We start from the raw sequence: 24,335 nt of genomic DNA on the forward strand, positions 1-24,335 counted from the left end.
GCTGTGTTAGACCGCTATGATAAGAACATCACACACAGAGCACATATGGAAATGATGTTCAAACTCCCTCTTATTACCGCACTAAGTTTGTTACTTATTGGCTGTGGTCAACTCATGTCACTGCGTTCTGATCTGAAGACGGTTGATAATATCTACGAAGAGTTTGGTATTAGTGTTCCAGAGGCAGATAAGGACCAACGCCATATCATCGTCCAACTTAGCTCGCTTGATAAACAAGAGCGCATTGGCCGCGTAATAACCTTAAACAACCCTGCACTTTCCAATAACGCCAAAGAAATGGGAATGTGGCAGCCGATGAATTTTATCGAGCAAGACTATGCTGGCATTTTCTTCTTGGAAGAGTACAACCCAGACAAAAACAGCCTACGCCCACCACACTTATTAATTTTTGGATATAACAAAGGCACAGGCGATATTGGGGCGAGCAGCGATGGAACCATCTTATTGAGCAGTCAATTGAGGCAAGAAGCACAGCAGCAAGCACAAGTCATTTATGGGTTTAACTATAGTCATAGCGATATTCTCCGACAGGCCGAGGTATACACTAAAATCAATAGCTTTTGGCAGCAAGTGGAAGACAAGCAGTAACAGTACTAGGGGATTCAGTTTAATAAGAGGGCCTACATTGACTTCAAGCGTCCTTTAAAGTGGGCGTAAACATCATCATTATTAAAACCATCCACGTTTTGGCTGGAAAAAATCAGTGGTTCTACGCCCTGCTCTAACGCTATTTTTTGCGCCTCTGTACAAATTGTATTGATGAGAGCCATGCCAGAAATGCTCGAAAACGCTCCCGTTGTGCGTTTATTTATTTCACACAAGCCATCCCCGCTCGGAACCTTGTTATCCAATACGATATCGGCGATATCCATCAGTTTCTTGCCACTAACGTGACGACTCGGGTACTGGCTAGATTGCTCAACAGAGGTGATTGCAATCACCTTATGCCCCTGCTGTTTGGCAAGTTGAGCAAATTCGACGGGCAGTGCGTTTCTCCCTGAGTTAGAGACCACCACAATCACATCATCAGCACCAATAGACTGCTCTTGCCATAAAATTTCAGCGAGTCCGTTCAGCTTTTCAAGCTTTGAGCCACGCAATGCTCCATCAGAAGTGAGAACTGTCGAGTCTAATATCGCATTAATATTGCCTAAGCCACCAGCACGAATGAAACCTTCTAAACCAACCATATGCGAATGCCCAGTCCCAAGCACTTGAATCATATTGTCATGAATGATCGCCTCGGCAAACAGTTGAGAGGCTTGCTGGATTGCCTGTTGGTTATCGACAAAAAGTTGCTCTAGCGCTTGGATGAGTTTACTGCTGTATTCAAACATCGTGGCTACCTTATAAGAGTGAAAAAAACACCATAAAAAAGATAGTTCTATCAGTCCAATAAACACATCACATTAAGAAAATGCCACCAGCGAAACTGTCACAATTCACCGCGCTAATGACCAACACTGAGCCTTAAAAGCATTACACTTAATCATCTCGATTGTGGTAAAGTCCGCGCCTGCGTTTTACCACACCGTAATTGTTTCCAACGCTGCTAATAAAAAGGCCTCGCAAATGCCATTTTCTATATTTTCATTTAGCCCTGAGCTTACCCACGCACTGCCACAAGACTTCAAAAAGCCAACGGATATTCAAACATTGGCGATCCCTGAACTGATGGCGGGTAAAGACGTATTGGCATTGGCAAATACTGGCAGCGGCAAAACACTGGCTTATGGACTGCCATTGCTGGAAAAATTAAGCGCAAACCCTCAACAGCAAGCGCTGATTTTAGTGCCAACACGTGAATTGGCGACTCAGGTTAGCGAAGCAATCAACCAAGTCGGCAAAGCGATCGACTTAAATGCGATTTGTTTATGTGGTGGCACCGATAAAGAGTTACAGCAGCAGGCACTTGCGAACAATCCCAACATACTCGTTGCAACAACGGGTCGCTTAATTGATCTTGCCAATAGTGGTTTGGACTTAAGCAATATCCATTACCTGGTGTTGGATGAAGCTGACCGTCTACTCGACATGGGCTTTTGGCCAGATGTACAAACGATTGCATCGAAAACATCAACTAAACGCCAGACTGCGATGTTCTCGGCAACGTTTTCTGATGAACTGAAGCAAAAGACCAAGCTACTTATGCACGCTGCGAAACAGGTGGCGGCGCACCAAGAAAACAGTACCAACCAAGATATTGTTGAAACGCTGTATCTAGTCAACAAAGGCAGCAAAACCAAGGCTTTGACTGAGCTAGTTAAGCAGAATGCGTGGACGCAGGTGTTGGTGTTTATTGGAGCAAAAGAAAATGCCGATGGCTTAGCGAAAAAGCTCAACAAAGCCGGTGTTTCAACCAGCGCTTTGCACGGCAATAAGAGCCAAGAAGAACGTGAAGAAGCTCTGACTCAGTTTAAATCTGGGCAAACAAACGTATTGATTGCGACTGATTTGCTCGCGCGCGGTATCCACATCGAACTGCTCCCTGTCGTGATTAACTTTGAACTGCCAACGCATGCCGAGACTTACGTTCATCGTGTCGGACGAACTGCCCGTGCAGGTAAACAAGGCATCGCGATGTCTCTAGTTTGCCATGGCGAGACTGAAGCGTTAAATGCCATTCGCCAACTGACTCAGCGTGAACTACCAACACAAGACCTTGAAGGCTTCCCGGTCACAGACAAACCTTCGACAGGTGAAAGCAAACGCGCTCCACGTGATAAAAAAGCCAACCGCCGAACCAATGCTAAAAAGAGCATTAAGCAGTTCCAAGGTAAACCTAAACGCCATTAAGCCTGCTGCCATCACATCATGACGCCTGGACACGACTGGATAAGTTGACGGCCTGCTTATTTCAGGAATTACATATGGGAGGAAAGTCAGAAAGTCACGCCCTAACAACATCAGATGCGTGACCTAAAAATTGAACATTTGAAGAGAGTCGATATTATCCAGCAGTTGGACCAACCAAGCGTCGCTGCCATTCTTCAACTTCCCCTGTTTCTAGGCGACGTTCGATCAATGCTCCCCAAGATTCGACCAGTGGAAGTTTAGCCAATTGATTCAGCTCCTGAGTGTCTAGGTTACCAGTAAATACGGCACTCATAATTCGAGATAACGGCCAGTCAGGGTATGGCCTTTCAACCAGAATAATCTCATCACCTGAACCGATATCACCCTCTTCTAATACTCGAAAATACCAACCTGTTCGAAGTGTGTCTTGCACTCTTTTTGCCATATCGTTTTGATCAAATCGCACATTGAGTTTCCAACAAGGCATACGTCCCTGAGAGACTTCCAATAGCGCCGAGCCAATGTGTACCTTATCTTTCAAGCATATGGACTCTTCTGTCACACCACTTGAACTTAGGTTCTCACCAAATGCACCAGCAGATTTAAAAATGGCTTTGTCGCCAATATCTTGCTGCCAGACAGAGTAGTGTTCACTCGGGTAGATATGAAGGGCTTTTTGAATGCCGCCATGAAAGCGAGGATCACCTTGCTCGTCATTAGTGAAACCAAGTTCTGTCGCGAGCTGACGGTGCGATAAAACCTGCTTGTTAATCGCACTGTTCGCGCCATGTGCGAAAGCAACGGTTTTACCTGCTAATACGCTGTTAACTACGCCTAACTTCTTCATATCCCTTCCCTATTGCCAGCAACCTGATAGCGCATGCTGACTTCATTCACGTTGTTGAACATGATAGACGCTTAAAGCTGATATTCGAAGCACTAACTGAAACGCCAGCATTAGAGAGGGCACTCAAAGAGTCGGGAGAGAAGGTCGGCGCATCAAAACGAACATTATCACGCTTGTTCTCCAAAGAGTTCAATACATCGTTTCAGCTGTGGCGGCAGCAAATTAGGCTGAACAACTCTTCTTACGTCAAGGCGTTTAAAGTCTGATATCACTCCGCCGCAATTCCGCGTTAATGGCAGGTGTTGACGTTACGCGCGATCGCGATTAGGAGTTTAAGAGAATACGACCATTGCGCTCAACTAGGGACTTGGTAAACCCCTATCAATTCCATTCGCTTAAAACGACGAAAGCCCGCAATAAATGCGGGCTTTCTGAATGTGGCGGAGAGATAGTCATCTAAACCGACACCTTGAATACCTTGTCTTACTTAGTGTTATGGAGTGTTTCGCTCCAACCACTTTCAAGTAAATGTACCTACACGTGTACCAAAAGTCAAACGCTACCTTCATCACTACTTTACTAACCTCGTGACCCCTTGTAGGTAAGGGCAGTAAGATATGACCTCTAGATAACAAACGAAGCACAATGACACTTGGCTTCAAAAAGCTATGGCTGTACTTAACACAAACAATCTTAACTGGATACTGTGAACCTTGTAACCTACATGTTGGTAGTCATAACGGTCTCCCCAGCGTAACCTAGCTTAAGCTATAAAACTCTGAGTGGTTTCTTTTTCAAAAAACATAGTCATTCATAACGAAACGGCTATTTTATCTAATACCATCGCCCTATATTTTATGTTATTTAAAACCATCACTCGATAACATCATCACCGTAGACTCCATTCTGCTGGCAATAAGCATGAAACGCTTTAACAACCGTCGAAAACTCATGCAATTCACGACTATACACACCTTTAGGAACCTCGGCTTGGTCACTCATTATTTGCCTCATTTCCGATAATAAATAAGACACACCGTCTTGAAGTCGCATCTTACGACACTCCGATTCTCGAAACTCTTGAGTCAATTTCTTACGCTCTTCAGAAATGCTCTGCTCAAGTTTATCAAAGCGCTCAGCAATCGAAGGCTCGTGCTCCTGAGCAGCCGCTTCAGCAATAAGGCTAAACACCACCGAGTTTTTGCTTGTTTTTCTCTTCTTAGCTAAGCCCTCAAGCTTTCTATGGATCTCTATAGGCATAGATGCACTGAAAGGTTTTTTATTTTGAGGGAAGGCTCTTCCCCAACGCTGTTGAATACTGTTTAGGTGCTTCTGTCCATCAGGGCTGTCAAGCCATTCAGCAACCTCAAGGCTTGCACGGTAATCTTGATCTCGCAAATGACACCTTGCTTCTACTGATATAGTAAAAACTCTCTCTATCTCAGTGAGCCAATCTTGATGTTTATGCTTGTCTACATCAAACCCTATTAAGTATTTCTCCAAAGGTGTAAATCGTTTTGAACGCCCCATTGTCTGCTACCTGTTGTTCAAATGCCAAACTCTCATTTTATTACAAATGCAAAACACACTCAATGTATAACGTATATTTAATGCGCATTACAGTACATGTTAAAAAATTAAACAACTTAAAACACACCACGTATAAAACAGACTGCAACACGTGAAACACATGCTCTATATTTTTCTTTGAATGCTATATACACCCCTAGATATAATGGCTCTCACCCCACTTTAGTCCATAAGAGTCCTTGATTTGCGCTCATCAACCTTAGCAGGCATACTGAACTAATATTTTACAAACACTTTCATTCTATGTCATCAAAGCTAAAGCATTTAAAAGGAAGCATCAACATAATTAACACTGTGATACCCAGTAAACGATACGCGGTTTTTTACCAGTCAAAACTAGGTGAGGCGCATTGCTCTTTATGGTCAACCTCCGCTCATGCGCAAGAAAAACCTCAAGACTTCTATAACAAATGGCTTGAGCAAACTGCTGATGGCATTTTCGACGATGAGCTTGATATGGTGTGCATTATCCCGGAAAAAGTGAATTACCCTTTGGCACTTATCGCACTGATGGATAATGACACTTACCTTCGATACGAGAAAATATTGCACCCTGAGGATCGATACTGGCAGCAGAGCGGCATTTCCTCTAAAGTGATTATCGATAAGCTCGTCCAACTAGAAATACCATTGAGTGACCTTCCATGCGCACATCGGCTGATTGTCCATATTCTCAAGCATGTTTGGTTGCCATTTGGTTTGGTCTCAATCTCCAGCGCGAAGATGTCACACAATCTGTCGATGAAAGAAGAAAAGGTCGAACGGTTACTTTTGTGGCTATACCAACTCAATCTTATCGAGCCTAACTGGAATAAATGTCTGTGTGTTAATCGTAGATTCCTAAAGCAGTTCACCAATTACCCTAAAGTGAAAAGCAACATTGCTAGGCATTATCAGGAACTCATATACCCATTAAACCGCCAGCTTGCTAAAGTACTACTCACACTCTGGAAGCACTTATTACAGCTAAGCCATATCTACCCACCAGCAGAGCATGAAAGGCGGATTAAAATCATCACCCAATTCATCCTACATAATTACCCCGTACTCAAAGGGCCGCTTAAGAGGAACTTTGAGTACCTATTTTTGGCGAATTATCGACATGCACCACTCCCTTTGCCTCTCTATCACTCGCAACGCCCCACTTCAAATGTTCATTCGAATGAAACGAAGCCCTAAGGTTATACACACCTTTAGTGCTGAAGCGTTTACGCCTCCACCATTTGAATTGCTTTTTAGGGAAAGGGGGTACAGTACTTACACCACCGAAATCAGAGAGCAACTTCAAAGACTTGGACGACAATACGTACATCAGTGCATCCAGAGTGGTCAAATCAAAAGAAAGAAGATAAACGGCTCTATTGTAGTAGAAAACTACATTGATGAGATGGCTATCATCATCCCTGCGCCTATTCAGCTTCATTCGAATTACAACAACCAAGCAATGACGCTGGCTTCACGTCAACAGGTAAAGTGCTTCCCTAAATGGGCTTACCTTAACATGCCCATAATCCCTCAAATCATCGATGACAAAGCACTGTCATTAACGACAAAGAAGATCCTCCATATTGTCGCCAGAAACACCAATTTAGTTTCTGGCGAATGTTGCCTCACCTGCACCCATCTCTATCGCATAGCAGGCATCCCAAGAGCGACCATCGATAAAGTGATGAGATCAAAGGAAATGCAGAGCGTATTGGTTAAACAGAAGTTCGGCGGCTGCAAAGAGATGGGGTTTTATTGGACCGAAAAAGGGAAGGCACTCATACTGGCGAAGCTTTCAACATCTGATGCTAAAAAACAATCGGAAGGCTTCACCACCGACTGGCCCATATATTCATTCAGAACTCACACCGCTCTCATTAAACAGTTAAGTGATGAATATAAGAAGCAACTACAAAATAGCCAAATCCCAATTGTGCGAAGAGAAGCAGCGATTTCCTTAGCCTTATTAGACGCATACTAACCCAATACAGTCATGAGTATTGCTTTGTAAGCATTAACTACAGAGTAATACATCATGACCACATCCCCTCAATCCGACCTTAGACTCATCCGCATTAATGACCTTGCCAACATGATTGGCTACCACCGCAGCTCTATTAATCACATGGTTGCTGAAGGTCGATTCCCTCAGAGAATTAAAATAGGTGCTAGGGCCAGTGGCTGGCTTCTTCCTGAAATCAAAGCATGGATAAACCAAACGTGGCAATTGGGCCACTCATATAGCCCAGCTCTACTTGCCGAGCCTCGCCTATTAAATAGAAAACAAGTGCTCGGCATTTTGGGAGTCAAGAGAGATTCCTTGTATCGAATGATAGAAAGAGAAGAGTTCCCTAAAGGGAAAGTATTAAGCCACCGAGAGCAGCGCTGGAATTACAACGATGTCATGACTTGGCTGGCAGGCAAAATTCAGGAACGAGATAACAAGGCGGATTAATACTTAAACGCTCTAACCAAGTAACTACCCCAACCACCAGCAATATTCCTAAGAAGATTGCATATACGATATTTGCTCGTTTCATTTTCTTACCTCTTAGTTTCTAGATGAATATCCTATCGGGCTCTCTGCTTAATCAACGCGGAGCGATTCATGGTGGGTGATTAACTCCTTTCAACAAACAAGAATTGAATGAAGCGAGTGCCTACTTTGGAGCACTCTCATGTCCACACTATCGATTGTCTCGCCGTGCACTGCCGTATTATTTGACGATACCTTATTACATCGAGTTCGTGACGCATTAGCCAAACTCACCACGTTACCTTTTCGACAACACTGTCAGAGCCTTTGTTTGAGGTTTAGCGTTACCCACGAAGAGGCGGTGAATATCACCTTATGCAAACTGAAAACAGACGAATGGAAGGTTGTGCGCTTCGAGCAGTGGAAAAAGCTTGATACTAGCCAACCTGCCATTGCGCATTTGTTCGACTTTAAGAAGCGCCTTTTTCAAGGTGCCGAAGCACGCCGTTACTCAATGAATCTCGTGCAACACGAATCAAGATTGCAAACCAGCTTCGAGCAGTGGCAGTCTACATTTCTTGACTCACCCATACTTGATGTTCAGTTAAGAGCGTTACCTTAAGGCTTGCCAAAAAAGCCTTAAAAGTAGGAAGGACAATGTAACACCCTTCCTACTACCACCCCAAGTTATAAGCTGCTATCCCACGGGATGTTTCAGTGTTATGAATACATTCGCGTCACATGGACTTTGGAGGTTACAATACCTGTCTATATCAATAACACAGGGTTCTTACATGGCTTTTTCTGAATTTGAACACGCTCGCTATAGCAAAGTACTCAACACGTTTATTCACAGTGTCCGCCCACCTACACATAGTCGCCAGAGCGTCGACATTGAGGGTAAGCTAACTAATCAAACCATCGAAATTATCGAGAGCCGAGCTAGGTGGGACAGACCTACAGAAACACTGAGTCACCCCATAGCTAAAATCACCTACATTCGAACACAACAGTGTTGGCGTCTGTCATGGATGCGAGCCAATGGTAAATGGGAAAAGTACGATGAATTTGACCATCTAGAGTATGCTCTAGAGGCGGTAAAAAAAGACCAATATGGTTGTTTTTGGGGATAAAAACATCCTCAAAATTTGTTACTCTGGGAATCGCTAACTTCCGAGTAGTATTGACAGCCTAAGCACGAGAAAAAGGTGACCTCCCGCCTTATCTGGTAAGGGTTTTGACCTCGACATAACCCTAGCTTATTTTCTGAATGCATACGGATGTATTAATACTACCTATCAGTACTCCTCTAGTTAAATCAATATAAGAATACCTAATCAATAGTATCAGTAGTGATACTCATATCTAGTCATAGAATCATATTCAGTCATACAACATCGATATCAATCGTTCCCCACACAGTGGTAAGCCTATTAGCAGCATCATTGAAATATCATAGTATTAGCCAAAGATAGGGGTTATTGAGTTGATTCTGTGAAAATGAGTGGATCAATTGTCACACTAGTTAACAGGTAAGCATACCGAAGATTGAGAGTGTTGCTAATAAACTTGGTAACAGGCGCGCTTAGGATGGTTAGAACTACAATTGAAGGTTGTCGTGCTGGCATTGATAATGCCCTTATGGTTGCTGGCAATGCGATCAACTCGATAGAGACACTAAAGCATCAGTGATGGCTTGCGCTTCGAAAACTGATGCTTTACTTGTAAAGCACTTAGGTTAAGTGGTATTTCAACGAATAGGTGTCACTTAACTCTGATAGTGCTACCGATAAGCAACCGCTTAGGGTTCAATATCTGTGGGTTAAGTTGCATTAAAGCGTCGATAGTCATCTGGTACTCTTTCGCAATGCTATACAGAGTGTCGTTTTCTTTTATCACGTAATGTCTACTCTCTTGCTCCTTTATCGCAGCTTGCTCTGCCAAGGCTGCATGAGCTTTCTGGTTAGCTGACTGAATAGCTTGCTCTTGCTGTTGTGTCTTTTGTTCAACTCTTTCGATTTGAGATTGAAGTTGGGTAATTTGTTGCTGTTGTTGTTCTTGTGTTGCTATGAGTTCATCATTAGATGCACATCCGGCTATAGAAACCAATGACAGCACTGCCATTGACAAAGTGATACGCTTAAAATTCATTGTATAACCTCAGTTGTTTTTAAGTGATGAGTATTATTTGGGAGGATGGGGAAGTATGTAAACAAACGCGGTCATTGATGTGTATATTTGGACAGTATGTCACGATTATAACGCCAATGGTCATTAGATGGATATAAATTCAAGTCATCACAATTAAGTAATAGGCAATACTGAGAAGAGAAGCTATAGCGAGACAGATACAGAGTTTTAGTCTTGGGTCGATAATAACATCTGAGCTTGGGCTCATGACCTTTACATTGAGATATCAACAACATCAAGGCTTTTCATCTTTGCCGTAAGCGTTAAATACTGACCAAATACAACGATTGAGTTTGTTATGAAATCCATTCATAACGAGATTCAATCATGACTCAACACTATTCTAGTCATCACTATAACCCCAATCACCTTCAAGACATTGAGCACGTACTGCATCAAGCGTTAAGCCAATTTAAACGAGTCAGCGTGTTTAGGTTTGATGTGCATTACCCTGCTTTTCATCCTGATGACCCTACGCCTTATCGTACCCATGAGTTTACGAAGAAATTTCTCGGCTCTCTGTCAGCGAAGTTAGAGTTTCTCACGGGTCAAAAAGTAACGTTCTATTACCTTTGGTGCAAAGAGCACAACATTGAGAAAGGCACAGCCCTACCGCACTACCACTTTGCATTGATTTTGAATGGTAATCAATTTAGGCGCTGGGGGAATTATGAATACCAAGGCCCCTGCTTAAAAGCGTGCGTTGAACAAGCATGCTTAAGCGCAATGGGATTACCTTCAGAATACGTGTCTAGTGTACTCCAATACGGCGACATCAAAACCATCTGCACGTACGCAGGCAAAGATTATCAACCTCAATGGCATGAAGCGGTGAGGATGCTCAGCTACTTAGCTAAGAGAAAGGGCAAGATACCTAGGCAACGTTGCTGGGGAAAAAGCAACGTATAGCGAGAGCGAATCAAACCAACCATTAACCTCATTTTCAAAACGTAGGGTAGGCACTTTGAACCGCATCGCCTTACGTCTTTTAAATCACAACACTCAAGGACACAATTATCATGACCTATTTACATTCAGTTACCCCATGCGCTATCTACGTCGATGGTGCAGCGCCCAATAATCAACACAGCTGTCTAAAAGGCGGCATTGGCATAGCGATTTACAATTCAGAGCAGCAGCTTATCCATACTGACTCGATAACCGTTAATCGACCTACTGACAATGCTGAATTAGAGCTTATCGCTTTAATCGAAGGGTTAGAATTTGCCAATGATGGCGATACCCTTTATTCAGACAGTGAGTATTGTGTAAAAGGCCACAATGAATGGTTAGAGGGGTGGAAGGCCAGAGGCTGGCGCAAAGCCAACGGTAAACCCATTGCCAATCGTGAACTTTGGCAACAGGTCGATAGGTTACGCGCCATGAAGTACGTACAGGTTATGAAAGTAAAAGCACACGCTGGCATTGAAGGAAACGAAAAGGCCGATAAGTTAGCCACGCTCGCAGCAAGAAATTAAGTCAACACACAACACAGAGGAGCCTTTGCTTGGCTCCCTTTTCTATAAACACCTTTACTCTTTCAGGAGACTCGACCATGAGCCAATTTCAATACGCCGAACTCACCCATCCAAATCCTTCTTATCATGTTGAATTAAAGGCATACAAGAAGTACTCAATCTTGCCTTATCGCGTTATAAGCGCCTTTCCATACTGCTTATCGAGTTGGCTGTTCCACCAGATTGTAATCCTTATTGCAATGACGATGGCGAGTCACTGATGCATGCATTGATGGACACATTACAGAAATCGATTGACCACTTTGCTGATGGTTTTCACAAGGAGGGACAATTGCATGGTGCATGGAAGCTAGACACAACGGATAAGGGGAGTATGTATGCCTTCGTATTAATGGTCAGTTTAGATTGGATGCATTCACACCCTGAGAGTCACCAGCGTCTCAATCATCAAATCCAGAAGCATTGGCAACAGGTTTTATCGTTATCACCCATGCACGAGTATCACGATGCAACTTTTTTGATGACAGCGCCCACACGAGATGAGTTGGTGATAGATCAAAAACGCTCATTTTTGATTGCCCAAAAGCAGGTCAACATGGCATACAAACGCATATTGAATCATTTAGGGTTAGATAGCTAATGACAACCTTGATGACACGTGGCAAGGTAATTCGATGCGCTAAGCAAGAGCTGACGGGGGGCAGATAAAAAACATGCTAAACCCGATCTGAGCTATTTAATGCTTGAATTGAGATTTGCACTTGTGGAAACACTTTTACTTCATACCCGAGGCAACCAAGCTCATGCTGCAAGGATGCTTGGGATTAGCCGCTGTACATTACGGAAAATTTACAACCAACGCCATAAATGATAGTGCCGCTCTATCTGACTTAAGGCTTCTAACGTTATGCTCTAATCTTCTCTTGCTATCATGCATAGAGATAAATGTGATCTTGCTTCGGGCAGCTTTTTGCCTAACTTTCCTTTTTAAGTCAAAAGCTTATCAATTTGCGATTGTCCTATTGCTCACCTATTGGGAGTTCGTTATTCTCGGCTCAAAGTGGAAGAAATATGTCTACGTCAGGCTAGAGTAATACGCAATGAAACCGTCATTTGAATTGTCAAAATCAGAGCAACTGTTCCTTTTGGTTGAAGGAGCCAGCATTCCTGATCTAGCGCAACAGCTCTATCAGCTATCAGGGGGAATTGAACAAGAACCGCTATTTTTGTATCCCCCCTATGATGAGTTAGTGAGCGTTTCTCCAAGATTGGTGAAAGCAACCCCGGAGGTTCAACAATGGTTTTTAAGGCTTAACCAATATCAGCGTGGGTACTTTTTCTCTTCAAACGGCTCGTTAAGCGACATTGCTGAATCCCTAAGGCGACTGATTATGGCAGAGTTGCCAGTGGGCAATACGGGCTTTTTGCGCTTTGCGGATAGCCATGTTGCTTATGTTTTATTGGATACTCAATGTGCCATGCTATGGCAGCCAATGAGCAGAGTTTGGCTTCATCAAGCGGGTGAGTGGCAAACACTTGAAAACCCTTTTGTGATACCGCCAGAAACACACAACCAAACTCTGAAAATTACCGATGAACAGTGGCGAAGACTCTCGCTTATTCCATGGCAGAACGCACTGCCCGATACATTGGTTGCTCACATGCAGCGCTGGTATCCAGAGCGCAGCCATCAGATTCACGATTTAAGAGACTGGGTTTGTACTCATATGGAGGCGGCTCACGCCAAAGGTTTTGAGACCGAGCAAGACCTATTCTATTACTTCAATATCCTTGGGTATGTCGGCGAAGAGGCTTTGCTCAATAATACCTACCCAAGCCTGACTCAACTCATTGAGCAACCGTCATTACACACTCCATCACAACGTATTGCACAAGCGGCGAGTTTAGCCGAGCAAATTGCAAACCAATCAAGGGAGAGCTAAGCATGAGTACCCCCAATAAAGCCGCTAAATGCGCGTCCACCCGCAATGCAAAAAGTGGGGTTGGTTTATGCCCTTTTCGACGTAATGACGTGGGGATTATTCCTGTGCGTTACGCCTTGGATGATATCAATGAACAAGGTCAACCACTCCACCCACTGCCTACGACCGATACACAGTGGCAAGGTCGATTTGCCCCAAAGCAGCGTCAATATACGTTAAGGCAATTACGTGATGGTTGGTTGTATGTCTATGACGAGACGGATAAGACCTTTCATGAGTATCAGGTGGAAGGGTACGAGTTCACTAAAATTGATTGGTCTAGCGATGAAGCAGAGAAACCTGCGAATGAGCGTGGCAGCAAAGGCGAAACGAAAAGCTGCTTGGTCTACCCGGCGAAAAATACACTCTATATGACGTTTGCCCATCAACGCTGGACATGGCGACTGTGTGAGCACATACGCTCTCACGCCCCTAATCGTTCGATATGGATGCGGAAGGTCAACTTACAACAGTTCCATTCAACACTGAGTCATCCTCATGCTGGTCTTTCCTCCCAACTTGGCAAGTATGTGGCGGATGTTGGCTCTGATGGTGCGCCGACAGGTGTGTTTGACGCGACTTGTACACCATTAACACCCATTGAAGGCGGAGTTGATGACTTCAAACATGTGGCAGACAAGGCTGGGTGTTGGGACTTAGATTATCGAGCTGACTTGCCCGCCCAAGATTGCGGGATGTTTATTGCGCTCGATGACCCTCTAGCGGATGTGAGCGACTTGTTCTTACCTCTCTCCGAACAGGTTGCGGCGCGCAGCACTGCCTACCAAGATGAAGACAACCTTCACAAGCTGCAAATGGCCGAACTGACTCGCACGCTGGGGCGAGTAAAAGTCGACTATGATGAATTACCAGTGCAAGTAAAAGTTGACCCCATCAAGGTGATGGAGTTTGAACGTCAACTTACTGAATATGTCGCCACTCAATATCTGGCAGATAAAGAGCGTACAGCCCTAGAAGCTAACCCTAATGTCGGCAACGCCCCATTTACTCAACTTCAAGAAGAAGCGCTTGAGAAGCTTTCTGAGCTAGAAGAGACTTATCGCTTTACTCCTACTGATAAGCAGCAAGAACATTGGCAACGTAATACTGTTTTTAGCGACGAAGTGAACTGGGATGAACTCGATGCTTTTCTTACTCAGTATTACACTCAGGTTAAAGGTCTAGATGAGCGTATCGACGTGCTTTATCAAGACTTTATGACGGCATTTGAGCAACTGGGTACTGACCCGCTAGTCATTGGTTTGGATAATCAAGACGAGGTTCATCTAGCTTATCTACTTAGCTTAACTAGCCAGTATCTAGCGGTGGTTAAACAAGCGGTAAATACTGAACAAGCGAATGAGCAGTTGAAGCAGGCGCTTTCACTGGATTCACCTAAAACGCTTTTCGCCCTAGCTTCTCTCGGTTTTAAGTTGGAAAACTGGCAAGCACTGAACGCTTACGTCGATGAACTTGGCAACAGTCTGCTCTCAATGGAGAACTCCAGTGACATGGTCACTGTATCAGGTGCGATTGCGAACTGGGGTGGGTTCACTGGTGATATGCGCATGCATGATAAGGCGTGGTTTAAAGCATTAGCAGAGCCTGTTCAGCTAAGCTTCACTGCGCTACAAAATGTTGTTTCAGGGCAAGCCCATAACAGTTGGCGTGCAGCCACTAATTTTCTGTTCCCTAGCCAGATGAATACCACCGCAACACCGGAAGGCTTAGTCAGTAACTTGCGGCTGGTTATCTTAGAGGCCATCGTGAACCCAGAAGCTATCGTGGTTCATAATCCTGACTATCCGGCACAAATTGCGGCATGGCAAAAAAAACTCCGTACAGAATCAGAAATTGTTCGTCGCGTCAACCAGCTTCCATCAGGGAGTGTAACGCCAAAGAACCATCAGGTACAAACCATGCGCAGTGCTCAGCAGAAAATGCAGAAGCTATTAAGTAGTGAATTACCGATGATGGTGATGCTTAAGCATGAAGCGGTCAATAACACCGCCAAGCAAATGCTAAACGATGCGGTAGAGCGGAGTTGGCAACAAGGCAAGCAAGTGACTCAAGCGTCATGGGATAAACTGGGGAACATGGGGGGTATAGTCGCTATCCTTAACCTTTGGAATGTCTCGGTGGTTCTACAAGACATCCGCCATAAAGTCGCGCAACACCCGAATACTAGCTTGTGGGCTAACCCTGCAATTAGAGAAGCGACCTATGCGACTAGTTATGCGATCTCAGCGGTTACCGCTGTGTGGCGAGATGCGAAATGGGAAATACTAGCTAAGGATTCAGAATTACTTAAAAAAAGCCTTAACAGAGCAATAGCGACATCTAGTGCTTCAGAGGTGGCTACACTCAAAACCTTTGCGAAAACCACGGCGGCGGTCTCTTTGTTTGGCTTGATTGCCACAGGCTTAGAGACATGGGAAAGTGGTGAAAAAGCTTGGGATTCTAGTAATTCTCCAATGGAACGGTTGGGTTATGGGTTAAAAGGGGCATCGACGGCCGCTCAAGCTTTCGTGTTTTCCATGCAAATTAGAGCAACTTCTTACAACTTAATAGGTACAAGGGTTATAGGCACAATGCTATCTTCGTGGATGCTGGCTACGTTGATGGTTGCTGGTCTTGTGTATTTGATTGCTGTCATCATCATCAATGTATTTAAACGCTCTGAGCTTGAGAAGTGGCTGCTTCACTCCACATGGGGTAAAGAGTCAAAACAGTGGGATGCTATTAAGGAATTAACGGTCTTAGATCACATTATTCATAAGCCTCAGGCTCATCTTAACTCAGTTCCTAACCGCAAGCCTTCACAGTGGATGGATTCAGGCTCCAACCAATGGCAATTGGAATTAACACTGCCTGCGTTTATAAAGGGTCAATCAATAGGCTTACAAGTTACTCGTAAGACTAAAGATAGAGTCTACAGTTATGCCCCTACTGAAGCTAAGCCAGCGATGATGATTAACGAGCAGAATGGCACATGGATCCAAGCTCAAGAGGAAGGTAGCCCTGTCATTTACCGATTAGACTTGGGCGGCAGCACGGACGATATCATCACCGTGCTCGTTACCCTGCCATTTAACTGGCAAGCGGATGAAGAGCAGCGACTTGGCTATGTAGCAACAGGTAGTAGCCAAGGTGACTTAACTGTAGAACCAGCCCCGAAAGAATTTGCCACTCGTATTATTGAAGTGAGAATCGACTAATGAATAACGATCAAAGCATAGAGTCTCTTAAGGAGCAACTTTACAACGCTAAGATAGCGTACTCTTGGGAGTATAAGGGGGCAGGGCTCAAGTATAATAATCTTTTCGATTGGGCTTGGTCTGTCATATTTGGTGCTCTTTTTTTATTGTTCCTTTGGTATGTTATTGATGAACTTACTGTAAATACTCCCGCTTTTTGGGGGCTATTTTTTTTCATGACAATAATGGTATTGGTCTCAAGATATCTTTTTTCCCCGGATAAACATCGCTGCTATCAATTAACTGCACTGGGTATTCATTATACAGAGCAAGATATGATCCCAGAGGTGGCCTATAAAATCGTGCGCGGCTTTGCGTGGGGGGGAATTGTGGTGTGTTTTATTGCTGTTTTCTTACTTGGTCCGTTGGCGCTCGTCGGTGCGGGGGCGTTTGCGTTGATGTCATTTGGAATGACAAATTTTAAACCAACCGTTGATAAGTGCTGTCTGTTAATTGATGATCGCAGTGTCGCCTTTAATCTAATTAACGATGGCGTAATGTCATTTGCGGTTCCTGAGAAAGGTGCGCATGCTTTCTCGGGTGATATCTATATCTCACCTGAACAAAAAGAAGTTCTACTTTCTCATCTACGATCAATTTTTCTCAACATTGAGATCGTAAAAATAAAAAGACTTAATGACCAATATAAACACCCTGTTTATCAGCAAGATGAAGAGACGGCTACGGAGTAGTTCTATAAGGAGTCCGTTTCTGAGGTATTTCTGTTAGACGGCATCACAATCGAGTTGTGTTGCGAACAACGAAGAAGTAAGGGGGGACAATTTGATTGAGACAATAACGTTGATTGTTTTGGTGTTTAGACTTGAGTTCGGGCACGTCTGACTAATGAGTTGGCGAAACTGGCTTTGCTGCTTTAGCTTTTTATAAATGATTAATACGGATTAGTTCCAAACGCTTCCATCAAAGGAAAAAGCAAGTGTTCAGCTAATAACGACAGATACAAACCTGTCACCATAAACTTAATCACAACGATATCACGAGCGACAATGTTCAATAGCTCGTCTTCTGCTGGCGATACTCTTGCATCAGATTTACGTGTCATATAGAGAAAAGTGTCGATATTCGTTTATGCATTAATACAACCTCTGGATGAAAGGGTGAAGATGAACAATCTATCAAAGATAAAGAGTTCGGCCAAGGCAGGATTGGAAAAATTGGAGTGAACGGTAGTGTTATCCATTACCCTGTTGGTCTGAGTTCCGTAACTCAATGAAGCGAGCCCACTCTCAGGCAGTGATAACGCTCAATGACATTGAATACATAGTGTGTTTATATATCTGATAAATACATAACGTGATCATTACCCTTATGAAATCAGACTTTCAGTTTACTCTGGCTCTCGTTGAAGATTTTTTCCAGCAATCTGCAATACAAAGCCGCTTACAGCTTATCACTCAACACCAGATTACGGGTTGGGAAATTTGGCTTCAAGTAGAATTTGCTTGCTTTATTGATACTTATCCTGAAATTGGTAATTGGTATCGGGAATGTCAATATGATATCGATAAGCGCCGATCAAATACTCGTAAATCCATGGCGATAGACTTTGCCTTTCGCCGTAAACATACCAACAAAGACAAGTACATTGCGTTAGAGATAAAACAAAGCCTAAGTACAACTCAGTGTATTCATAACATGTTCAAAGATGTTGAGAAGGTATGGCACATGAAATCTTCTGAAGATGACCTTCGAAGTATGTGGTGCTTAGGTATCCACCCTAGTTCGAGCCAAGTCGAAGTGCGTGATACTGTAATGAAATACGCAAAGAAATATAATTTTGAATTAGATAACGGTTGCATTGAGTACCAGCTCATAGAAGGCACAGACTGGGGCTTTACTCTGTTTTAACCATGAGCTTTCTCAGCTTTATCTAGCTATCTGGTCATCCACCAACTGATTGGTATAATACTGAGTCTATTATCTTAGTCAAAGCGTCCACTCTCATGAATGTACTGATTTATAATGATTTAAAACACAAGAAAATCCCCCACCTCGCTAAATTCATACAATCCATGGAGCTGGGCCACCTTGCTCAGGTAGAAGCAAAGAAACTACGACCTAACCTTTATCGAGCTAAATTAGGCCAAGCTGCTCGGCTCATCTTTTCTCTTTATCGTTATCAAGGTAAAACGTATTGCTTGGTCTTGGAATACCTCCCTAATCACGAGTATGAAAAATCTCGATTTTTAGCGGGTGCGAGCATTGATGAGAGTAAAATCCCAACGATCACTCAAGAGCAGGCACTTGAACCGATTGATGCCGTTTACCTAAACACTCAGAGCCCACACTTTTATTACCTTAACAAAGCCATCTCTTTTGATGAGGAGCAGCAACTCGTCTACGACACGCCGCCCCCTTTAGTTATCGTAGGCTCTGCCGGAAGCGGAAAGACCGCCTTACTCCTTGAAAAAATGAAACAAGCTGTTGGGGATATTCTGTACATCAGTCACTCACCTTATTTAGTACAGAATGCTCGTGAGCAGTATTACAGCAACCACTATGACAATGATCTTCAAGAGCAGGTCGACTTTTTATCATTTACCGAATACTTAGAAACCATCGAGGTGCCACATGGACGAGAAGTCACCCGTTATGACTTTCACACTTGGTACTTAAGATCGGGCAGCAAAAAACTCATTGCTCAAAAAGTGTATGAAGAATTTAAGGGCGTGCTAACAGGACCATCCACTGACTCACCTTGGTTGGATAAGGCCGCTTATCTAGCCCTTGGGGTAAAGCAGTCCTTATTTGATCAACAAGAGCGTGAGCAGGTCTATACGCTCTTTGAAAAGTACTTACGTTTTTTAAAAGAACACGCTTTATTTGACGTCAACATCATCAGCCAGCAGTATCTCGATAAAGTGGTAGCAAGGTATGATTTTATCGTCATTGATGAGGTGCAGGATTTAACCAACACTCAACTCATGCTGATTTTAAACGCCTTGTACCAACCTAATGATTTTCTGCTTTGCGGAGATGCAAACCAGATTGTCCATCCTAATTTTTTCTCATGGTCAAAGCTCAAATCTCTCTTTTTCACTGATGCCACGTTCAAAAACAGTCACCAAGCCCTGAATATTCTTCAGGCTAATTACCGCAACTCCTCACTGGTTACCGACGTTGCCAACCGCATACTGAAGCTCAAACACGCTCGATTTGGTAGTGTCGATAAAGAGAGCAACTTTCTAGTCAATTGTGTCGGAAACAATGTGGGTAATATCCAACTGCTTGATGACAGTGACAGTGTTAAAGGAACGCTCAACGCCAACACCGCTCGCTCCACGAAGTTTGCTGTACTTGTCATGCACTCAGAGCAAAAAGCGCAGGCTTCAAAAGTGTTTGATACCCCTTTGGTATTCTCTATCGAAGAGGCCAAAGGGTTAGAGTATGAAAACATTGTCCTTTTCAACTTTATTCATGATGAAAGTCAAATTTTTCAACAAATCAGTCAGGGCGTCAGCTTAGAAGATTTAGAAGTAGAGTCTTTAGCGTATGCGAGAGCAAAAGATAAAGCAGACAAATCACTGGAAACGTATAAGTTTTATATTAATGCCCTATACGTAGCGGTCACCCGTGCCATCACCAATCTCTACATCGTAGAGAGCAAGCACACTCACCCACTGTTGACCCTGTTGGATATCGAGCGATTTAGCGGTGAGCTTCACATTGAAAAACAAACCTCATCGACTGAAGAGTGGCAAAAAGAGGCCATCAGGCTGGAGCAACAAGGTAAGTTAGAGCAAGCTGAAAATATTCGCCAATCCATTTTAAGCGAGCAAGCCGTGCCTTGGGAGTCACTTGAAGGAGAAGCCCTAGCCGCACTGCATCATGAAGCGTTTACGGAGAAAAATAAGAAAGCTCAACTGCTACTCCTTGAATACTGCTTACTCAATCAATCACATAAAACCACACAAGAACTGATTGAACTGGGTGTTAAAGCGGCATTACAAGCACAAAGTCACCCTTTGAAAGCGTTGAAAAATCTCTATAAGAAGCATCATGTCATTTATGACTTCAAACACGTTAAAGGATTGGAACGAGAAGTCAGCAAATACGGTGTCAATCATCGTACTCGCTTTAATCTTACGCCACTGATGACAGCAACGATGAACAACAATGAGCCTCAAGTAGAAGCACTTATCGACATGGGGGCAAATAAAACCTTAGTCGCCAATAATGGATTGAATGCTTGGCAAATGTACTTAGGCCGATATTTGCAATCAGAAAAGACAATCAGCAAGGAAATGAGTCAATTGCATTCTTTGCTTACCCCTCCGGCGACATCCATTCAAGTAGACGGAAAGCTCGAAAAATTAGACAGCCATACCATGTATGACTTCCTACTCAACGTCTTCCTTAGCTTATGGTACGACTACCTCCCCGACCAGTTAGTGAATCATTCAAGTGGATTAACGGCCGCGAACCTAGCGGTCATGTTAGGGACATTACCTGATAATGTTTTACCGCCAATGAAGAAAAAACAAGCGTACATCAGTCGCTACTTATCCAGTAATGAATGTTCAAAAGAGGGCGTACGAAACAAAAAACTGTTCTACCGCATCAAGCGTGGGCATTACGTGCTCAACCCGAACCTCACGTTCAAGCTCGGCAGTCAATGGGTTAGTTTAAAAGAGCGGTTGGATGTGATGCAATGGTCGCCAACAGCACCGGAGTTTTACGCTCAATATAGCCAAGAATATCAACGACAGTGGCGACGTTACACAGAAGGAAACTTACGACGCTATCAACAATTATTCTTACGTGAAGCAGACCAAGTCACGGCTGATAGCCTCGTAACCAGAGAAAAAGAAAGCGTCACACCTCTGTTTTGATTACGACGCTATCCATTTAGCACATCCATAATCACGTTCATGGAATGGCCTCGGTACTGTAAATAACGCACAACCTTGGCCTTTTCTTTTGCATCTTGCGGAGCATCATCGGCAAACTTTTTTTCTTTTACTTTCAAACACAACTCAAACCAATCCACATCTAAGTCTTCGATGGCTTGTTCAACCAAAAGGGAGTCGAGTCCCTTTTGTCTGAGCTCTTGCTTTATCCGGCTAGGACCATAACCTTTATTGATTTGCTTATTGAGCTCTCGTTCAATCAGGCGATGGTCATCTACGTAATGATGTGACAACAATCGCTCCATCACGCCCTCCACACTCTCCTCATTGCTCGCCTCACGTTTTAAGCGTCGTCTTAACTCACCCGAAGGGTAATCCCGTTTTGCGAGCAAGGCGATAGCAAAGTCATACAGTTCAATATTATTCATAGTGTTATGCTCAGTAAAAGTGAATCATGCAGAAAGCAAACACCTTCCACATGATAGGTTTACAATTATGAATTGCATGCATCTTTCAATGCTTTGCCAGCTTTAAAGCTTGGCGATTTGCTGGCGGCGATTTGAATGGTTTCACCTGTGCTTGGGTTACGTCCTGTGCGTGCACCGCGCTCAGTGATTTTAAATGTCCCAAAGCCAATAAGAGCGACTTCTTCACCTTGTGCTAAGGATTGTGTAATCCCTTGAGTGATAGCATCCAGAGCTTCACTCGCTTGCTTTTTGGTGATATCTGCTTGAGCGAAGATGAGCTCTGTCAGTTGCGTTTTATTCATGTGATGTATTTTCCTTAGGTTATATTTGATTTAAAGCTCGAACTGTTTATCAAATTCTCGCTGCTCTTTCCACTGTTCAATTTTTTTACGTGCTTGATGGGCAGCAACATCCCCTTTGACACGTTTCAGTGTGGGATTGCTTTCTACGTACTTTTTGGTTTTCGTGTTCTTAGTCTTAGCTTTCTTAGTCATAGTTCCTTTCCCTGAAATCATGATAATATCATGCAATGGTTTGTTTTACTTAATTTGACACTAGGAATACCTCGCTATGACCAGCACCGAACAACGAGCAGAGTTACAACGCCAAATTTGGCAAATCGCCAATGAGGTCAGAGGCTCTGTTGATGGTTGGGATTTTAAACAATACGTCCTAGGATCTCTTTTCTATCGTTTTATCAGTGAAAACTTCACTAACTATATTGAAGCTGGCGACGCAAGTATTCAATACGCAGGCTTTAAGGATGATGATCCAAGAATTGAGTTGATCCGTGACGATGCCACCAAAACCAAAGGCTACTTTATCTACCCTAGCGAGCTTTTTTGCAATGTAGTCCATGGTGCGAGTACGAATGACAACTTGAACACCGATCTTGCAAAGGTATTTTCATCCATAGAAAGCTCGGCAAATGGTTATCCTTCAGAGCAAGACATTAAAGGGTTATTTGCTGATTTTGATACCACCAGCAACCGCCTTGGCAATACAGTATCAGACAAGAACGCTCGACTGGTATCGGTGCTCAAAGGAGTAGCAAAACTCCAACTAGGGGATTTTCAAGATAATCAGATTGATTTGTTTGGTGACGCTTATGAGTACTTGATCTCAAACTATGCGGCCAATGCGGGAAAATCAGGCGGGGAGTTCTTCACACCGCAAAGTGTGTCTAAGCTGCTGGCTCAATTAGCGATGCATAAACAAACCTCGGTGAATAAAATCTATGATCCGGCAGCAGGCTCAGGGTCTTTGTTGCTACAAGCCAAAAAGCACTTTGATAACCACATTATTGAGGAAGGCTTCTTTGGTCAAGAGATCAACCATACGACTTATAACCTAGCTCGTATGAACATGTTTTTGCACAATATCAACTACGATAAATTTGATATTGCGTTAGGTAATACACTCATCCACCCTCAATTTGGTGATGAAAAACCATTTGATGCCATCGTGTCCAATCCGCCCTACTCAGTTAAGTGGGTAGGAAGTGACGATCCAACACTCATTAATGATGAACGTTTTGCTCCTGCGGGGGTATTGGCACCGAAATCCAAGGCAGACTTTGCTTTCGTTCTTCACGCGCTGAATTATCTCTCCTCTAAAGGCAGAGCTGCCATAGTTTGCTTCCCTGGCATTTTTTATCGTGGTGGCGCTGAGAAGAAAATCCGACAGTATTTAGTTGACAATAACTACGTCGAAACCGTGATATCACTTGCGCCTAATCTGTTCTTTGGCACGTCAATCGCCGTCAACATCTTAGTGCTTTCAAAAAACAAAAAAGAGAATTCCATTCAATTTATTGACGCCAGTGGTGAGGATTTCTTCGATAAAGCTACGAATAACAACGTGCTTTTGAATGAGCATATCGATCAAATTATGACGATCTTCGACGGTAAAGGGGAGATTGAACATGTCGCTAAAAACATGGATATCGGTGACATTGAAAAAAATGACTATAACCTTTCGGTGAGTGCTTATGTTGAGCCTAAAGACACCCGTGAGGCCATTGACATCACAAAGCTTAACGAAGAGCTAAAAACAACCGTTGCAAACATTACTCAATTACGCACGGATATTGACGCCATTGTCGCAGAGATAGAATCAGCGGAGAATCATGCATGATCTTAGACAATAAACTCAATATCACAAACCAAGTTGACCTTTCAAAAGTGGAAGAAAAGCTTAGCAAAAAAAAGGCGCGTGAGCTGTTTGACTCAGGTGAACTTCACAATGTAGAAGTCGGGACATTTGCAGGGCTGAGCTTTATCCATAAGTATTTGTTTGAAGACATTTACTCTTTTGCGGGGAAAATAAGGGAAGTGAATATAGCCAAAAGCAACTTCCGCTTCGCCCCTTTGATG

The 24,335-nt window shown here is 43.5% G+C and carries 26 protein-coding genes and 2 pseudogenes; 20 read left to right on the forward strand and 8 right to left on the reverse strand.

The genetic code is table 11. From position 1 onward, the window contains the following. The first annotated feature begins 45 nt into the window (after positions 1–45). Positions 46–609, forward strand: coding sequence for a hypothetical protein (locus ACU01J_RS13770; protein ID WP_481086216.1), 564 nt, complete (start codon positions 46–48; stop codon positions 607–609). 32 nt (positions 610–641) lie between these two features. Here the strand turns inward: ACU01J_RS13770 and ACU01J_RS13775 are convergent, their stop codons facing one another. Beyond that, positions 642–1,358, reverse strand: coding sequence for a sugar isomerase domain-containing protein (locus ACU01J_RS13775; protein ID WP_481086217.1), 717 nt, complete (start codon positions 1,356–1,358; stop codon positions 642–644). A 235-nt stretch (positions 1,359–1,593) separates the two neighbouring features. Between ACU01J_RS13775 and ACU01J_RS13780 the strand changes: the two genes are divergently transcribed. Continuing rightward, the gene (locus tag ACU01J_RS13780; protein WP_481086218.1) at positions 1,594–2,817 is read left to right on the forward strand and encodes a DEAD/DEAH box helicase; all 1,224 of its coding nucleotides are present in this window, start codon (positions 1,594–1,596) and stop codon (positions 2,815–2,817) included. A 154-nt stretch (positions 2,818–2,971) separates the two neighbouring features. Here the strand turns inward: ACU01J_RS13780 and ACU01J_RS13785 are convergent, their stop codons facing one another. Then, positions 2,972–3,664, reverse strand: a complete 693-nt coding sequence (locus tag ACU01J_RS13785) for an MOSC domain-containing protein (RefSeq protein ID WP_481086219.1) — start codon at positions 3,662–3,664, stop codon at positions 2,972–2,974. Positions 3,665–3,714: 50 nt separating this feature from the next. Here ACU01J_RS13785 and ACU01J_RS13790 point away from each other — a divergent pair. After that, positions 3,715–3,970 (forward strand): annotated as a pseudogene (locus ACU01J_RS13790) (AraC family transcriptional regulator); the annotation flags it as partial. A 567-nt stretch (positions 3,971–4,537) separates the two neighbouring features. Here the strand turns inward: ACU01J_RS13790 and ACU01J_RS13795 are convergent. After that, the gene (locus tag ACU01J_RS13795; protein WP_481086220.1) at positions 4,538–5,062 is read right to left on the reverse strand and encodes a hypothetical protein; all 525 of its coding nucleotides are present in this window, start codon (positions 5,060–5,062) and stop codon (positions 4,538–4,540) included. 435 nt (positions 5,063–5,497) lie between these two features. On the opposite strand from ACU01J_RS13795, the gene ACU01J_RS13800 reads away from it, so the two are divergent. The 5 genes from ACU01J_RS13800 to ACU01J_RS13820 all read left to right on the forward strand — a co-directional run bounded on the left by ACU01J_RS13800 (position 5,498) and on the right by ACU01J_RS13820 (position 8,848). Continuing rightward, entirely contained in the window at positions 5,498–6,433 is a 936-nt protein-coding gene (locus ACU01J_RS13800; protein ID WP_481086221.1) for a hypothetical protein, read from the forward strand. Continuing rightward, positions 6,417–7,220, forward strand: a complete 804-nt coding sequence (locus tag ACU01J_RS13805; protein WP_481086222.1) for a hypothetical protein — start codon at positions 6,417–6,419, stop codon at positions 7,218–7,220. Before ACU01J_RS13800 ends, ACU01J_RS13805 begins: the two co-directional genes overlap by 17 nt. A 54-nt stretch (positions 7,221–7,274) precedes the next feature. Continuing rightward, entirely contained in the window at positions 7,275–7,694 is a 420-nt protein-coding gene (locus ACU01J_RS13810; RefSeq protein ID WP_481086223.1) for a helix-turn-helix transcriptional regulator, read from the forward strand. 223 nt (positions 7,695–7,917) lie between these two features. After that, a complete protein-coding gene (locus ACU01J_RS13815; RefSeq protein ID WP_481086224.1) occupies positions 7,918–8,337 on the forward strand; it encodes a hypothetical protein in 420 nt (139 codons plus the stop codon). Between the two features lie 172 nt (positions 8,338–8,509). Then, positions 8,510–8,848, forward strand: coding sequence for a DUF3024 domain-containing protein (locus tag ACU01J_RS13820; RefSeq protein WP_481086225.1), 339 nt, complete (start codon positions 8,510–8,512; stop codon positions 8,846–8,848). Positions 8,849–9,479: 631 nt separating this feature from the next. Here ACU01J_RS13820 and ACU01J_RS13825 read toward each other — a convergent pair. Further along, the gene (locus tag ACU01J_RS13825; RefSeq protein ID WP_481086226.1) at positions 9,480–9,866 is read right to left on the reverse strand and encodes a LysM peptidoglycan-binding domain-containing protein; all 387 of its coding nucleotides are present in this window, start codon (positions 9,864–9,866) and stop codon (positions 9,480–9,482) included. Between the two features lie 366 nt (positions 9,867–10,232). On the opposite strand from ACU01J_RS13825, the gene ACU01J_RS13830 reads away from it, so the two are divergent. From ACU01J_RS13830 to ACU01J_RS13865, 8 genes are all read left to right on the forward strand, one after another. After that, entirely contained in the window at positions 10,233–10,814 is a 582-nt protein-coding gene (locus ACU01J_RS13830; protein WP_481086227.1) for a YagK/YfjJ domain-containing protein, read from the forward strand. A gap of 110 nt (positions 10,815–10,924) precedes the next feature. Further along, positions 10,925–11,383 carry an RNase H family protein gene (locus ACU01J_RS13835; protein ID WP_481086228.1) on the forward strand — a complete coding sequence of 153 codons (459 nt, stop codon included), beginning with the start codon at positions 10,925–10,927 and terminating at the stop codon, positions 11,381–11,383. Positions 11,384–11,460: 77 nt separating this feature from the next. After that, positions 11,461–11,643: a hypothetical protein gene (locus tag ACU01J_RS13840; RefSeq protein WP_481086229.1), complete on the forward strand. Its 183-nt coding sequence runs from the start codon at positions 11,461–11,463 to the stop codon at positions 11,641–11,643. After that, a complete protein-coding gene (locus tag ACU01J_RS13845; RefSeq protein ID WP_481086230.1) occupies positions 11,643–12,023 on the forward strand; it encodes a hypothetical protein in 381 nt (126 codons plus the stop codon). The genes ACU01J_RS13840 and ACU01J_RS13845 overlap by 1 nt, the downstream gene beginning before the upstream one ends. A 99-nt stretch (positions 12,024–12,122) precedes the next feature. After that, positions 12,123–12,254, forward strand: coding sequence for a helix-turn-helix domain-containing protein (locus ACU01J_RS13850; protein WP_481086231.1), 132 nt, complete (start codon positions 12,123–12,125; stop codon positions 12,252–12,254). Between the two features lie 229 nt (positions 12,255–12,483). Next, positions 12,484–13,326 (forward strand): DUF4123 domain-containing protein, encoded by an 843-nt coding sequence (locus ACU01J_RS13855; protein WP_481086232.1) that lies wholly within the window; start codon positions 12,484–12,486, stop codon positions 13,324–13,326. A 2-nt stretch (positions 13,327–13,328) separates the two neighbouring features. After that, positions 13,329–16,583 carry a T6SS effector BTH_I2691 family protein gene (locus ACU01J_RS13860; RefSeq protein WP_481086233.1) on the forward strand — a complete coding sequence of 1,085 codons (3,255 nt, stop codon included), beginning with the start codon at positions 13,329–13,331 and terminating at the stop codon, positions 16,581–16,583. After that, complete coding sequence (locus tag ACU01J_RS13865; protein WP_481086234.1) at positions 16,583–17,314, forward strand: hypothetical protein; 732 nt, start codon at positions 16,583–16,585, stop codon at positions 17,312–17,314. The genes ACU01J_RS13860 and ACU01J_RS13865 overlap by 1 nt, the downstream gene beginning before the upstream one ends. Before the next feature lie 200 nt (positions 17,315–17,514). Here the strand turns inward: ACU01J_RS13865 and ACU01J_RS13870 are convergent, their stop codons facing one another. After that, positions 17,515–17,685, reverse strand: coding sequence for a hypothetical protein (locus tag ACU01J_RS13870; RefSeq protein WP_481086235.1), 171 nt, complete (start codon positions 17,683–17,685; stop codon positions 17,515–17,517). Positions 17,686–17,951: 266 nt separating this feature from the next. Here ACU01J_RS13870 and ACU01J_RS13875 point away from each other — a divergent pair, with 266 nt between their 5' ends. Together ACU01J_RS13875 and ACU01J_RS13880 are read left to right on the forward strand one after the other, a co-directional pair. Continuing rightward, positions 17,952–18,491 carry a hypothetical protein gene (locus ACU01J_RS13875; protein ID WP_481086236.1) on the forward strand — a complete coding sequence of 180 codons (540 nt, stop codon included), beginning with the start codon at positions 17,952–17,954 and terminating at the stop codon, positions 18,489–18,491. A gap of 95 nt (positions 18,492–18,586) precedes the next feature. Beyond that, the gene (locus ACU01J_RS13880; protein ID WP_481086237.1) at positions 18,587–21,475 is read left to right on the forward strand and encodes a UvrD-helicase domain-containing protein; all 2,889 of its coding nucleotides are present in this window, start codon (positions 18,587–18,589) and stop codon (positions 21,473–21,475) included. An 8-nt stretch (positions 21,476–21,483) separates the two neighbouring features. On the opposite strand, the gene ACU01J_RS13885 is transcribed toward ACU01J_RS13880, so the two are convergent. The 3 genes from ACU01J_RS13885 to ACU01J_RS13895 form a co-directional block, all read right to left on the reverse strand. Further along, positions 21,484–21,921, reverse strand: a complete 438-nt coding sequence (locus ACU01J_RS13885) for a regulatory protein RecX (protein ID WP_481086238.1) — start codon at positions 21,919–21,921, stop codon at positions 21,484–21,486. A gap of 65 nt (positions 21,922–21,986) precedes the next feature. Then, a complete protein-coding gene (locus ACU01J_RS13890) occupies positions 21,987–22,262 on the reverse strand; it encodes an HU family DNA-binding protein (RefSeq protein ID WP_481086239.1) in 276 nt (91 codons plus the stop codon). Between the two features lie 30 nt (positions 22,263–22,292). Beyond that, the gene (locus ACU01J_RS13895; RefSeq protein ID WP_268664447.1) at positions 22,293–22,454 is read right to left on the reverse strand and encodes a hypothetical protein; all 162 of its coding nucleotides are present in this window, start codon (positions 22,452–22,454) and stop codon (positions 22,293–22,295) included. Positions 22,455–22,530: 76 nt separating this feature from the next. Between ACU01J_RS13895 and ACU01J_RS13900 the strand changes: the two genes are divergently transcribed. After that, positions 22,531–24,096, forward strand: a complete 1,566-nt coding sequence (locus ACU01J_RS13900; protein ID WP_268664446.1) for a type I restriction-modification system subunit M — start codon at positions 22,531–22,533, stop codon at positions 24,094–24,096. After that, positions 24,093–24,335, forward strand: a pseudogene (locus tag ACU01J_RS13905) (hypothetical protein); the annotation flags it as partial. The gene ACU01J_RS13900 and the pseudogene ACU01J_RS13905, both read left to right, overlap by 4 nt.

The sequence above is a fragment of the Vibrio sp. 2433-A1 genome (assembly GCF_056726085.1).

Excerpts from the sequence above, each read along its gene's own strand:
- ACU01J_RS13770 (WP_481086216.1), top strand. The coding sequence starts at position 46 with ATGGAAATGATGTTCAAACTCCCTCTTATTACCGCACTAAGTTTGTTA.
- ACU01J_RS13775 (WP_481086217.1), bottom strand. The coding sequence starts at position 1,358 with ATGTTTGAATACAGCAGTAAACTCATCCAAGCGCTAGAGCAACTTTTT.
- ACU01J_RS13780 (WP_481086218.1), top strand. The coding sequence starts at position 1,594 with ATGCCATTTTCTATATTTTCATTTAGCCCTGAGCTTACCCACGCACTG.
- ACU01J_RS13785 (WP_481086219.1), bottom strand. The coding sequence starts at position 3,664 with ATGAAGAAGTTAGGCGTAGTTAACAGCGTATTAGCAGGTAAAACCGTT.
- ACU01J_RS13800 (WP_481086221.1), top strand. The coding sequence starts at position 5,498 with ATGTCATCAAAGCTAAAGCATTTAAAAGGAAGCATCAACATAATTAAC.
- ACU01J_RS13805 (WP_481086222.1), top strand. The coding sequence starts at position 6,417 with ATGAAACGAAGCCCTAAGGTTATACACACCTTTAGTGCTGAAGCGTTT.
- ACU01J_RS13810 (WP_481086223.1), top strand. The coding sequence starts at position 7,275 with ATGACCACATCCCCTCAATCCGACCTTAGACTCATCCGCATTAATGAC.
- ACU01J_RS13815 (WP_481086224.1), top strand. The coding sequence starts at position 7,918 with ATGTCCACACTATCGATTGTCTCGCCGTGCACTGCCGTATTATTTGAC.
- ACU01J_RS13820 (WP_481086225.1), top strand. The coding sequence starts at position 8,510 with ATGGCTTTTTCTGAATTTGAACACGCTCGCTATAGCAAAGTACTCAAC.
- ACU01J_RS13825 (WP_481086226.1), bottom strand. The coding sequence starts at position 9,866 with ATGAATTTTAAGCGTATCACTTTGTCAATGGCAGTGCTGTCATTGGTT.
- ACU01J_RS13830 (WP_481086227.1), top strand. The coding sequence starts at position 10,233 with ATGACTCAACACTATTCTAGTCATCACTATAACCCCAATCACCTTCAA.
- ACU01J_RS13835 (WP_481086228.1), top strand. The coding sequence starts at position 10,925 with ATGACCTATTTACATTCAGTTACCCCATGCGCTATCTACGTCGATGGT.
- ACU01J_RS13840 (WP_481086229.1), top strand. The coding sequence starts at position 11,461 with ATGAGCCAATTTCAATACGCCGAACTCACCCATCCAAATCCTTCTTAT.
- ACU01J_RS13845 (WP_481086230.1), top strand. The coding sequence starts at position 11,643 with ATGCATGCATTGATGGACACATTACAGAAATCGATTGACCACTTTGCT.
- ACU01J_RS13850 (WP_481086231.1), top strand. The coding sequence starts at position 12,123 with ATGCTTGAATTGAGATTTGCACTTGTGGAAACACTTTTACTTCATACC.
- ACU01J_RS13855 (WP_481086232.1), top strand. The coding sequence starts at position 12,484 with ATGAAACCGTCATTTGAATTGTCAAAATCAGAGCAACTGTTCCTTTTG.
- ACU01J_RS13860 (WP_481086233.1), top strand. The coding sequence starts at position 13,329 with ATGAGTACCCCCAATAAAGCCGCTAAATGCGCGTCCACCCGCAATGCA.
- ACU01J_RS13865 (WP_481086234.1), top strand. The coding sequence starts at position 16,583 with ATGAATAACGATCAAAGCATAGAGTCTCTTAAGGAGCAACTTTACAAC.
- ACU01J_RS13870 (WP_481086235.1), bottom strand. The coding sequence starts at position 17,685 with ATGACACGTAAATCTGATGCAAGAGTATCGCCAGCAGAAGACGAGCTA.
- ACU01J_RS13875 (WP_481086236.1), top strand. The coding sequence starts at position 17,952 with ATGAAATCAGACTTTCAGTTTACTCTGGCTCTCGTTGAAGATTTTTTC.
- ACU01J_RS13880 (WP_481086237.1), top strand. The coding sequence starts at position 18,587 with ATGAATGTACTGATTTATAATGATTTAAAACACAAGAAAATCCCCCAC.
- ACU01J_RS13885 (WP_481086238.1), bottom strand. The coding sequence starts at position 21,921 with ATGAATAATATTGAACTGTATGACTTTGCTATCGCCTTGCTCGCAAAA.
- ACU01J_RS13890 (WP_481086239.1), bottom strand. The coding sequence starts at position 22,262 with ATGAATAAAACGCAACTGACAGAGCTCATCTTCGCTCAAGCAGATATC.
- ACU01J_RS13895 (WP_268664447.1), bottom strand. The coding sequence starts at position 22,454 with ATGACTAAGAAAGCTAAGACTAAGAACACGAAAACCAAAAAGTACGTA.
- ACU01J_RS13900 (WP_268664446.1), top strand. The coding sequence starts at position 22,531 with ATGACCAGCACCGAACAACGAGCAGAGTTACAACGCCAAATTTGGCAA.